11 protein-coding genes are annotated in these 11,559 nt (G+C 50.1%); 3 read left to right on the forward strand and 8 right to left on the reverse strand.

Features of this window, described 5'->3' with window-relative positions; genetic code table 11:
- From AC1WIP_RS05305 to AC1WIP_RS05320, 4 genes are all read right to left on the reverse strand, one after another.
- Positions 1–310: ABC transporter permease (locus AC1WIP_RS05305; RefSeq protein ID WP_481140844.1), on the reverse strand; the 310-nt coding region annotated here is incomplete at its 3' end.
- Positions 307–2,010: an efflux RND transporter periplasmic adaptor subunit gene (locus AC1WIP_RS05310; protein ID WP_481140845.1), complete on the reverse strand. Its 1,704-nt coding sequence runs from the start codon at positions 2,008–2,010 to the stop codon at positions 307–309. The genes AC1WIP_RS05305 and AC1WIP_RS05310, both read right to left, overlap by 4 nt.
- On the reverse strand, positions 2,007–3,833 hold the full coding sequence (locus AC1WIP_RS05315; RefSeq protein ID WP_481140846.1) for a hypothetical protein: 1,827 nt from the start codon (positions 3,831–3,833) through the stop codon (positions 2,007–2,009). The genes AC1WIP_RS05310 and AC1WIP_RS05315 overlap by 4 nt, the downstream gene beginning before the upstream one ends.
- Before the next feature lie 5 nt (positions 3,834–3,838).
- Positions 3,839–5,461 carry a hypothetical protein gene (locus AC1WIP_RS05320; RefSeq protein ID WP_481140847.1) on the reverse strand — a complete coding sequence of 541 codons (1,623 nt, stop codon included), beginning with the start codon at positions 5,459–5,461 and terminating at the stop codon, positions 3,839–3,841.
- Positions 5,462–5,632: 171 nt separating this feature from the next.
- Here AC1WIP_RS05320 and AC1WIP_RS05325 point away from each other — a divergent pair, with 171 nt between their 5' ends.
- Both AC1WIP_RS05325 and AC1WIP_RS05330 read left to right on the forward strand, forming a co-directional pair.
- Positions 5,633–6,334 (forward strand): MBL fold metallo-hydrolase, encoded by a 702-nt coding sequence (locus AC1WIP_RS05325; protein ID WP_481140848.1) that lies wholly within the window; start codon positions 5,633–5,635, stop codon positions 6,332–6,334.
- Entirely contained in the window at positions 6,324–6,689 is a 366-nt protein-coding gene (locus tag AC1WIP_RS05330) for a VOC family protein (protein ID WP_318709066.1), read from the forward strand. Before AC1WIP_RS05325 ends, AC1WIP_RS05330 begins: the two co-directional genes overlap by 11 nt.
- Positions 6,690–6,698: 9 nt before the next feature.
- On the opposite strand, the gene uidA is transcribed toward AC1WIP_RS05330, so the two are convergent.
- Together uidA and AC1WIP_RS05340 are read right to left on the reverse strand one after the other, a co-directional pair.
- Complete coding sequence (uidA, locus tag AC1WIP_RS05335; RefSeq protein WP_481140849.1) at positions 6,699–8,516, reverse strand: beta-glucuronidase; 1,818 nt, start codon at positions 8,514–8,516, stop codon at positions 6,699–6,701.
- Positions 8,513–9,052, reverse strand: a complete 540-nt coding sequence (locus tag AC1WIP_RS05340) for a gamma carbonic anhydrase family protein (RefSeq protein ID WP_481140850.1) — start codon at positions 9,050–9,052, stop codon at positions 8,513–8,515. The genes uidA and AC1WIP_RS05340 overlap by 4 nt, the downstream gene beginning before the upstream one ends.
- 169 nt (positions 9,053–9,221) lie before the next feature.
- On the opposite strand from AC1WIP_RS05340, the gene AC1WIP_RS05345 reads away from it, so the two are divergent.
- Positions 9,222–9,812: a DUF4405 domain-containing protein gene (locus AC1WIP_RS05345; RefSeq protein WP_481140851.1), complete on the forward strand. Its 591-nt coding sequence runs from the start codon at positions 9,222–9,224 to the stop codon at positions 9,810–9,812.
- A gap of 28 nt (positions 9,813–9,840) precedes the next feature.
- Here AC1WIP_RS05345 and AC1WIP_RS05350 read toward each other — a convergent pair whose 3' ends face one another.
- The gene (locus AC1WIP_RS05350; protein WP_481140852.1) at positions 9,841–10,338 is read right to left on the reverse strand and encodes a tRNA (cytidine(34)-2'-O)-methyltransferase; all 498 of its coding nucleotides are present in this window, start codon (positions 10,336–10,338) and stop codon (positions 9,841–9,843) included.
- Between the two features lie 17 nt (positions 10,339–10,355).
- Entirely contained in the window at positions 10,356–11,540 is a 1,185-nt protein-coding gene (locus AC1WIP_RS05355) for an aminotransferase class I/II-fold pyridoxal phosphate-dependent enzyme (protein ID WP_481140853.1), read from the reverse strand.
- Positions 11,541–11,559 lie beyond the last annotated feature (19 nt).

The raw sequence follows: 11,559 nt of genomic DNA on the forward strand, positions 1-11,559 counted from the left end.
CCAGGGAGGGGGAGAGGTCAGCGTGACCTTTTCCGCCCCCAGGGGCGGAAAAGGTCACGCTGACCTCTCCCCCTCCCTGGGCCATGGAAAACATCTGGGCAGAGGAGCCGCCCTCATAGGTAATGTCAATGGCTCCCGCATTCAGGTTTTTAAACTGCTCCGCAACCTCCTGCCTCCCTCCGGTGCCAATGGCCAGCACCATCATAATGGTGGCAGAGCCCACTACAATGCCGATGGAGGTGAGAACCACCTTAAATTTATTCTGAGACAGGTTCAGCCAAACCAGTCTTAGGATTTCCGATAACCTCATGTCTCGCTCACCACACTTTCAATCAGTACCACGTCGCCCTCTGAAAGTCCTTCCACTATTTCTACATTCACACCGTCCGAAAAGCCTGTGGTAATTTCCCTTTCCTCAATTTCCCCATCCTCATTTTTTACTTTCACATAAGATCTGGTTCCCTCTCTGATCACAGCCCGGTTGGAGACATAGAGCACATTACGGGTTTCCTTGGTAATAAAGGTAATGTCTCCTGTCATCCCCTGGAACAAACCGGACACATCCCCCCAAATGGCAGCCGTGACTTCATAAGTGACATTTCCGTCAGAATCTGTTACAGCATCGGAAATCTCTGAGACTTCAGCCTGAAAGATGGTGTCCGGGTAAGCTGTCAGGGATACGTTTGCCGCCGTTCCCACCTCTATGTCCTCCATGTCCTCCTCAGCCACTGTCACCGTTATGGTTACGTCCCCCAGATCATAAAGTGTGACAAGCGTGTCATTTGTTTGAATGGCATCCCCTTCCTCTAAATCCACGCTGGTAATGATGCCGTCATACTGGGCGCAGATGGCAGTTCCGTTGATGTGGGAGCTGTACTCCTCCCATTTTTCCAGGGTTTCCGCATAAACCGCCTCCTGCTCCTTAGCCGCGTCCTCCAGGTAGGCCAGCGCAATGTCATAGGTCTCCTGGGCGGTGTCATAGGCAAGCTGGCGCAAAGACAAGGTTTCCTGGGCAGCAAGCAGTCCCTGGTCCAATTCCCGTTTGGCTGCCGCGTATGCCTGGGCGGCGGTCTCCACATTTTTTTCCGCCTGCTCCACATTCTCCTCCAGCCGTTCCTTGCTCTGCTTTAGGGAATCCGCTGTGGACTGGGCGGACTGGGCCAGTTCAAAATAATACACATAGTTATAGGTATCACCCCACTTATCCGTATTATCCCTGCTCCAGATACAGTTTGCCAGCACCTGGGCCGCATCCTCATAGGCAGCGGTGATTTCCTCTAATTGCTGTTTGTAATCCTCTAAGGTTTCCTGGGCCTGCTCCAGTGCCTGCTTTTTGTCCTCCACATTTTCCTGCAGCTGCCCTACGGCGGCATTGTATTCTGTGTCCGCATAATCTCCGTAGGCTATGCTGGATTCATAAGTATACTGGGCCGTCTGTTCAGAAAGGGTCTGATCTGCATAGACAGCCTCCAAATCCGCCTTGGCCTTCTCCACATTGGATTCCAGCTGTTCCTCCAGCTCTAAGACACTTTCCTCCTCCAGCTCATAGAGCACATCTCCCTGGGAAACCTGCTGTCCCACGGAAACACAAACCTTCGCCACCGTCAGGCTGGAAGCCGTACCGCTCTGTGCGCTGTTTCCCCCGCCTGCCATGCCAAAAATCTGGTCAAACATATTTAATGCGCCGCCGGAGGAGCTCGTGCCTCCCATTCCTGGCATACCGCCTCCAAAGTCGTTTCCTGTCTGGGAGCTCTCTGTGCTGCCGGTGTCCGCCCTTTGCAGAGCGCTCATATCCAGCTCAAAAACCTGTTCCACCGTTCCGATATCCACGCTGCCGCTTTCCGTGATGCCCACCACAAGATCGCCGGACTCCACCACAGTCTCCCTGTAGGTGACCTCCGTTTTACTTCCCGAAACCGCTCCATAGATAATGCCTGCAGCCAAAGCGATGCAAAACGCCGCAGCGGTTACGGCGATTATTTTCTTCTGTGTAGGTTTTAATGCCTTCATTGCCCTGCCTCCATTTCCTGGTTTCTGCCGCCCTGCATTTCTCTGCCGCCCATCTGACTGAAATCCCCGGGCATTTCTCCGTTCTCAGGCAGCTGCATTCCATCCATTCCCTGCTGGTTTCCAAATCCTGCTTCCGTTCCAGAGATGCCGTCAGCGCCGCTTTCTGAAGCGTCTGCTTCTGCCTCCACCTCCGTCTCTGAGCTGACCCGGCTTGCAATATAGATGATATCTCCTTCCGAAAGCCCTGAAAGAATCTCAATATTCACTCCGTTACTGATACCAGTTTCCACCTCTGCAAGCTCTCTGCCGCCCAAAGCGGTCTGCCGGTAAACATAGCTTTTTCCATTCTCCTCCACAATGGCTCTTCTGGAAACATACAGCACATCCTCCTTTTCCTCCGTCACAAAGGTGATGTCCGCCGTCATGCCCCCGTACAAAAGCTCCGTATCCCCATTCACTCCAATCACCACCGTATAGCTTATGGTATTGGAATTTCTCGCGGTGGCTGTAGTGTCAATGGACAGAATCGTTCCCTCATAGGGCGTATCCTCATAGGCGGTGAAAGAAATCTCCACCTGGTCCCCCACCGCAAAGTCCACCACGTCCTCCTGGGTCACATCCACGGAGATGGTCATGTCCTCCGGGGCCGCATAGGACAGAATCACTCCAGACTGCACCAGATGATCGCCTGCTTCATATCCCACCTGAGTCACGATCCCTGAGCCGTCCGCATAAAGAATGCCATCCTCTCCCACAAAGTCCTCAAAAGCCTGCAGCTTTTCCTCCACCTGATTCTTTTCTTCCTCAGCTTCGTTTAATGTCTCCTCCAGGCTTTCCAGCTGTGCATTGTAGGTGGTCTGCGCATTATCCCCCTCTATCAAGGCCTCTTCATAGGCTTCTTTTGCATCCAGCATGTCAATGGCGCTTTTTGCCTGGGCATTGGCAAGCTGCTCCTCCAGGGAGGCAATCTCCTTCGTATTATCCTCAAGATTCTGCTGTGCCTGCTCCAGGGCGGTCTTGGCATTCTGATATTGGGACTGGGCGCTGACATAGGCATTTTGATATGTCATAAAGTTTTCCGTGTGATTGATGTCCGCAGCCTCTAAGCTCTGGCAGGCGGATTCATAGGTCTCCAAAGCCTGTGCATAATCCTCCTGGGCCTGCGCAAGAGCTTCCTCGAGGAGGGGAATATTGGCATTCCGCTGATTGATTTCCACCTGAATTGCCTCAATATCATTGGTTACGGACTGAGATTTACTGTTATAGATAGAAGCGGCATATTCGCTCTCCAAAAGCTGTGTGTCATAGGTAGTCCGAGCCTCCAGCACAGATAGGTTATACTCTGCCTGCGCTTCGTTGTAGGCAGACCTTGCATCCACCACAGCGCTTTCCAGGAGCCTTCTCACATCCGAAACACTGTCCTCGGTGAGCTTTATCAGGGCGTCCCCTTCCTCAATGCGCTGGCCGGAGGCTACATAGATTTCTTCAATTTTTAAATATTTCTGGACGGTTTCATCAGAATCTGTCTCATCGCTGTCCTCATCCGAATCCTCCTCATCGCTTACATCCAGGTCCAGATCATACAAAAGAGAGGTGATTCCATATTCCAGCGTCCCGCTCTCCGTCACTCCCACTGTCAGCGTTCCACGCTCCACCGTGCTCTCCTTGTACACCCACTGTTCCTGCTCCAAAAGGGGGGCAAAAAACACAGTATAGCTTGCCGCCAGGACCAATACAAGCAATCCCGCCCCCGCTGCAATCCACCTTTTCTTTTTCCTGCTCACAGATTTCCATGCCTTCCATGGATTGATTTTCATTTTCATGCTGCTTACTCCGTTTCCCGATTGTCAGGCGTTTCCCGATTTTCCGGGGGCGTTCCTCCATCCTCAGGCATCTCCATGCCCTCCGGGGGCGTCTCTGCGTTCTCAGGCATCTCCATGCCCCCTTGAGGCGTCTCCATATCCTCTGCTCCGAAAATAACCGTTACGGATTGGTTGGTTTCCAGGCCTTGCGTATCTCCTGTCAAGGTAACCGTCACATGATAGGTGACGCTGGTACGGCTTTCAGAGGCAGTCACAGGATTGATCTGGGTTATGCTTCCCTGATAGGTCTGGGTTCCACTTACCACCATAGCACTGTCTCCCACAGACAGGCTGGCAATATCCGACTGATCTACAGAAACCGTCACAGACATTTCTTCGGGATTGCTGTAGATAAACACCGTGCTGTCGGAGGTAAGATACTGGCCCGCCCTTGCCATCACCTGCAGTACCGTCCCCGAAGCGGAAGCATAAAAATAGCCATCCCCCACACTGCTTTCAAACAAATCCATATTTTCCTGGGCGTCCTCCCATGTGCTTTTCAAATCCTCATAATCAGACTCAGCCTGCTCCAAGACTGTTTCATAATCACTCTGGGCTCTCTCAGCGTTGGCCAGGGCCGTTTCATAGGCCAGCTGTGCCTCCAGCGTCTGTGTCTCATAGGCTTGCTCTGCCTCTGTGACAGCCTGCTCCAGGGAAGGGAGGCTGAGTTTCAGGGTCTGCAGCTCAAACTGTGCGTTGGCCAGGGCTTCCTCATACTCACTCTGGGCCTGCTCCAAATCCCGCAGATTCTGCTCCAGCACACTGTAAAGGGAGGTGAGCACACTCACATACTGGCTGCTTGGCGTTCCCCCGCCTGCATCTCCAGAGGAAACACTCACCGTTCGGCTTCCAGAGGCACCACTGCCTATGCCCCCGGTGCCGCCGCTTGTAACCTGGGACCAGCTCACCCCCCATTCTTCCATTTTATCAGTGAGAAGCTTCAGGTTTTCATCGTACAGGCTTTGATATTCATCCACTCCAAAATAAGCACTGTAGGAACCATCATTCACATAGGATTCATATTCGGCAATCTGCTCTTTTGCCTGGGCAAGCGCCTCTTTTGCCTGCTCCACGCTTAAGGTAAGGCTTTCTACCGTCTCCTGGTACACCTCTTTAGCCTGCTCTCCCGCAAGAACAGCGCTGTTATAATCATATTCCGCCGTTATTTTACTCTGTTCATACTCTATGGCTCCCGCCCGGCAGGCAAGCTGGGCTTCCTCAAGGACTTGGGCAAGCTCTTCTCTGGCCTCCTCCACACTCTCCTGGGAAAGCTTCAGTATCTGGGCTCCGGCCTCCACCTGGTCGCCGGAGGATATGTAAATCTCTTCAATCTCCAGCTGCGTCTCCAGATTTTCCACCTCAAAGCTTTCCTGGGTCATTCCCACACTGGTTACGCCGGAAGCGCTGACTCCTCCCAACGCTGTGGAAAAGCCTCCCCTGCCGCCTTGTAAAAAACCGCCGTTTTCAGAATTGTTTCTTTGAAGGAAATAAACAGACACGCATATCAAAAGTATCAGAGCCATCACCAGGCATACAGAAATGATAATCACCTTTTTCTTATTTTCCCTGCAGAAATCCTTTATCTTCACACGAAATCCCTCCGATTTTCCTGCCTTTCTGGCAATAGTATATCGGGAAAATGTTTAGAAAAATTGTTTAAAATGTGAAAAAAATGTGTTCTGCCAATGGAAAACCAATGGAAATGTGCTTTCTCCTGTGATAAAATAAGGAAACAGACTATGAACTCCAGGAGGCGGCCCATGAAAATTACCTACCTTTACCACAGCGGTTTTCTGGCGGAAACAAAAGACTGCTATTATCTTTTTGACTATTACAGGGGAGAGCTCCCTCCCCTTAGGACGGACAAGCCCATCCTTGTGTTTTGCAGCCACAGACACCCGGATCACTATAACAGGGAAGTATTTTCCCTTTTAAAAAGGCTTGGGATGAACAGCGTCACCGCCATTTTGGCAAAGGACATTTCTGACCACAGCTATCCCGAACAGATTCCGGTGATTAAGGTTACCTTTCACAGCCGCTATGAGCTTCCCCAAAACACTGTGCTGGAAACCCTGCTCTCCACCGATGCGGGAGTGGCCTTTTTGGTCCGCTGCCGGGAAGGGATTCTCTATCACGCCGGAGATTTAAACGACTGGGTATGGGCGGGAGAAACACCACAATACAACAGGCAGATGACAGGAAGCTACCGACATGAAATAGATCTGCTGAAGGATTTGCTGAAAGAAGAGTGTGTGGACGCCGCCTTTCTGCCTCTTGACCCCAGGCAGGAGGAGGATTACGCACAGGGAATCCTGTATTTTTTGAAAAAGATCAGGGTAAAGCGGGTATATCCTATGCACTATTGGGAAAAGCCTGGGATTATCTCCCGGTTTCTCCGGGAATACCCACAGTATCAGAACATAATACAGAACACGGAGGATGCAAACGCCAATGAACTTTAAGATGATTCATGAAAATTATAATGTAGCAGATTTGGAAAAATCCATTGCCTTTTATGAAAAGGCTCTGGGCCTTCATGAAAAACGCCGCACCAACGGGGAAGGCTTTATCATTGTTTATCTGGGAAACGACCAGAGCGATTTTGAGCTGGAGCTCACCTGGCTTGCAGAGCATCCGCAGAAATACAACCTGGGGGAATGCGAATTTCACCTGGCCTTCCGCACAGACGATTTTGAGGCAGCCCATAAATTGCACCAGGAAATGGGATGTATCTGCTTTGAAAATCCAAAAATGGGAATTTATTTTATCCAGGACCCGGACGGCTACTGGCTGGAAATCGTTCCTGTGCGGAAATAGTTTCTCTATTTACTTTTTTTCCTCAAGCCAGCGGTGCCTCATCAAAAAGGCGCCGTCCTTTGGCTGTCTGTCTCTGGTAAAAATTCCTTTTCGGTTGCCATTTGCCCTGCCGGTGGTCTCTACCGTCTGAAAATCTGCAAAATTCCATACCTGCTCGCCTCTCACAAAATCATAGCGGTCAAAGATTTCGTGATACATTTTCAGATATTCTATTTGATATTCCTGGCTCCACATAACGGAGGGCAGTTTATGCTCGTAGGAAAGGGTATCCGCACCATATTCTGTAAATATCATGGGTCTTTGCAGATCCAGGGCAGCCCACCGTTCCATCTCCTCCAAAAACGCCTCTTTGGCGTCCGAGATTTCGCTGCCTCCCTTTACATACCATCCATAATAGCGGTTCATGCACAAAAAGTCACAGTACTGATGACAGACCACATCCTCGGGCTGGCTGCTCAGCGCCATGGCAAAGGAGCATGGCCTTTTTTGCACATCCCATGCCTTGGCCGCCTGGAAAATTTCCCGAAAATACTCCCCGGCCTGGACTGTATTGCTTTCGGGCTCGTTAAACAGACTCCATGCAATGACGCAGGCATGATTTTTATCCCTTTGTATCATCTCCTTAAGCGCTTCCAGATGATTTTGCTTCAGCCGCTCAACGGTTGGAGACGCAAAAAAGCTCTCCGGCCTCTTGCCGCTTCCTGCAGCAGTAAACATGGCATTTCCCGCTCTTTTTACAAATCCCACTGCCGCCACTTCATCAATCACCAGAAATCCTTCCCGGTCCGCCATCTGATAAGCCTCTTCCGCATAGGGATAGTGAGAGGTGCGGAAGGAATTGGCCCCTATCCATTTCATCAATTCAAAGTCTCTCTTTAAAAAGCCAAGGGAAAAGCCTCTGCCTAAAACGGGGGAATCCTCATGCCTTCCAAATCCCTTCAAATAAATCGGCTTTTCATTCAGCAATATTTCCGTTCCCTGGATTCTCACTGTGCGGATTCCTATCTCCTCAGAGTATTCATCCAAAAGCTGATCCTTTTGAAAAAGGCGAAGCTCCAGCCGATACAGGTAAGCGTTCCTGACTTCCCAAAGATGAACGTCTGCAATGACAAGCCTTCCTTCCATTCCCTCAGAATACGCAGCCAGTTTCCCTTCTTCATCCCAAAGGCGCACTTCCATTCTAAGGTCCGGCTCAGGATTTTCAATTTCCACCTGATACCAGGTACAGGCATCCTTTCCCGAAATCTCATGTCTGACAGAATAATCACAAATTCTATGCCTGGGAGTGGACATAAGCCACACAGGCCGGATAATGCCGCTGTAGTTAAAGAAGTCAAAATAAGGAACCGCTTTCTTTCTGCCGTTTTTCAGTATTTTGGTCTCCCCGGCAGGCAATGAGGTATCGGACAGCTCATTGTTTACCAATACCACCAGCCGGTTTTCTTCCTGATATCTGACACAGTCCGTGACATCAACGCAGAAGGGGACAAAGCCGCCCTCGTGGAACCCCCTTTTTTCTCCATTTACATAAACCTCCGCCCTGTGAGCCACTGCTCCAAAGCGCAGCTCCACGATGCTGCCCTGTAATTCTCCCGGCACAAAAAAGCTGGTTTCATACCAGAGATCCCCGCAAAAATCCCTCAGTTCCTTATCCGTATAAAAATCCGCAAAGCTTGCAGGAACCGGAATCATCTCCTTTCCCGGAATTCCATTCTGCAAACCTCTTTTGCGTCCATCTCCTTCAAAGTCAAAATAAATTTTCCACAATCCGTTTAAATCCAGCGCTCTTCTGGAAACCGTGTTTCTAGGATACAGCATTGTTTTCATATCTGTTTTTCTCCTTTTTCTAAAAATGGTAAAGAAAGGGCGGACTGCTGCGCAGCCTCCTCCACATACAGCGCCGCATTTTTCAGGTTTGACTCCACCTCCTTTTGGGTCACCTGCCTTTTTACTCTAGCCGGGGACCCCACTGCAAGAGAATTGTCCGGTATCACTGTATTCTGGGTCACCAAGGCTCCCGCCCCCACAATACAGTTTTTCCCGATAACGCAGCCGTCCATCACAATGGCCCCCATACCGATCAGGGAATTGTCTCCCACCCGGCAGCCATGCAGGATGGCCCCGTGGCCTACCGTCACGTTTTCCCCGAGAATCACGGGATTCCCCTTCTCCACATGCACCACACAGTTATCCTGAATATTGCTTCCTCTGCCCACCGTGACAAAGTCTCTGTCCCCTCTGATTACAGCGTGATACCAGACGCTTGCATTCTCCTCTAAGGTTACGTTTCCCTTCACCACCGCTCCCGGGGCGATAAACGCCGTTTCATGTACTTTCATTTTCCGTCCATTCCGAAGCATCATAAATCTGCTCCTGCTTTCAAATTTTCTTTGCCTATATTCTACACAGTGCCGTCCCCAAACACAATACAAAAAAGCATACTTTACAATAAAAGAAAAGCATTAGACATTTCAGGGCTTTCCATTTATTATGAAAGCAAAAACAAAGCAGCGAAAAGGAGCGGATCGCGGAATGCGGAAGCTGAAAATTATCATTGATGTTCTCCTGACAATGGCTCTGCTGTTTTTAATGGGATACCAATTCTGGGGTGATGAAGCCCATGAATGGGCGGGCGCAGCAATGTTTGTTCTGTTTATTGTCCATCACATTTTAAACAGGAGCTGGCATAAAAATCTATTTCGTGGAAGCTATTCCCCTTCCAGGATTTTTTTGCTGGTTGTGGATCTCCTGCTGTCTGCCGCCATGCTGGGCCTGATGGTCAGCGGAGTGATTCTCTCAAATCATGTGTTTGCCTTTCTTCCAATCAGCGGCGGCACCGCCTTTGCAAGACTGCTGCAGATAAAAAGGCCCTCTTCGGTCCGCAAAATTCTGCTGCCAGTAATTGGCGCAGGAATTGCCCTTTACGGACTGACCGTATTCATCAAGCGTAATCTTTTATCCTATATGTTTCTCCGGACACAATTTGTATTTTTAGATTTTGGGGAATCTATGATTTTATTCTATCTGGACTATCTGGCCATGATGGGGCTTTTTGTCTTTCCAGCCCATTACGGGGCTGCTTTCCTTCGGAAGCTGTCCGCAAAAAAACAGTCAGCGCAATAAAAAAGGCCGCAGAGGGAAGAAAGCAGTCTCAGCTTTCCTCCCACTGCAGCCTGTGCAGGCTTCCCTCCAGCTGCATTTTGGGAAACCCATTCTGGCGCAGGGCCTCATAGAGCACAATGGCCACTGAGTTGGACAAATTTAAAGACCGGATGGACGGCAGCATGGGAATCCGGATAGCCGTTTCCTGGTATTCCACCAGAATCTCCTCCGGAATCCCGGCGCTTTCCTTCCCAAACATTAAAAAATCGTCCGGGCCAAAGCCCCCCCCCGTGTAGATCCGCTTTGCCTTTGTGGTAGCCATCCAGATTTTCGCCCCTGGATGTGTATTTTTAAATTCTTCAAAATTCAGATATCTTGTCACGTCAAGCTGCTGCCAATAGTCCATACCGGCGCGCTTGATTTCTTTTTCATTCAGCCGAAAACCCAAGGGCTCGATCAAATGAAGGCTGGTTCCCGTGGCAACGCAGGTTCTCCCGATATTTCCTGTGTTCGCCGGTATTTCCGGCTGATGCAGAACAATGTGCATGGCTTTTTTTGCTCCTGTCAGTTGTTTTTGGACGCCTGCTCGGCCCGAAGCTTAGCTACAAAGTGTGCCAGTCGTCCCATGGCAACCTTCAGCTTTTCCAAAGAATAGGCATAGGAAATTCTAAGATATCCCTCGCCGCAGTCTCCGAAGGCCGTACCTGGAACCGCCGCCACCTTCTCCTCCTCCAAAAATCTGGACGCGAATTCCTCGCTGGTCATGCCAAATTCCTTGATGCAGGGAAATACATAAAAGGCCCCGTAGGGTTCAAAGCAGGTCAATCCCATCTCCCCAAAGGCATGGAGCAGATATCTTCTGCGCTGGTTATAGGCCTTTCGCATTTCGGCAATATCCCCGTCACCGTTTTTCAGGGCGTCCACAGCGGCATACTGGCTTGTGGTGGGCGCACACATGATGGCAAACTGGTGAATCTTGGTCATCTGCTCAATAATCTCCCTGGGACCACAGGCATAACCCAGTCTCCAGCCCGTCATGGCATAGGCCTTGGAAAAACCGTTGATAAGGATGGTTCGTTCCTGCATGCCGGGCAGGCTTGCGATAGAAACATGTTCTCCCTTATAGGTGAGCTCCCCATAGATTTCATCTGACATGACAAATATGTCATGTTTTAAGATAACCTCTGCAATGGCCTCTAGGTCCTTCTTCTCCATAATGGCCCCTGTGGGATTGTTGGGGAAAGGAAGAATTAACACCTTGGTCTTTTCGGTAATGGCCTCCTCCAGCTCCTTGGCCGTCAGCCGGAATTCATTCTCCTCTTTCAGATTGATGATCACAGGTACAGCCCCTGCCAGTATGGCACAGGGCTCATAGGACACATAGCTTGGCTGGGGAATCAAAACCTCTTCTCCCGGGTTTATCATTGCCCGAAGACCAATGTCGATGGCTTCGGAGCCTCCTACCGTTACCAGCACCTCATGGCTCCAGTCATAGGAAATCCCCTGTTTTCTCTGCAGGTAATTACAGATCTCCATGCGCAGCTCCTTTAAGCCCGAATTGGAGGTGTAAAAGGTTTTTCCCTTCTCCAGGGAATAAATTCCCTCGTCCCGGATATGCCAGGGCGTGTCAAAATCCGGCTCTCCCACTCCCAGAGAGATGGCATCCTTCATTTCACTTACAATATCAAAAAATTTTCGGATACCCGACGGCTTAATCTCCACAATTTTGTCTGCTAACGGATTTCTCATGGGGTAATCATCTCTCTTT

Source organism: Acetatifactor sp. (assembly GCF_982438285.1).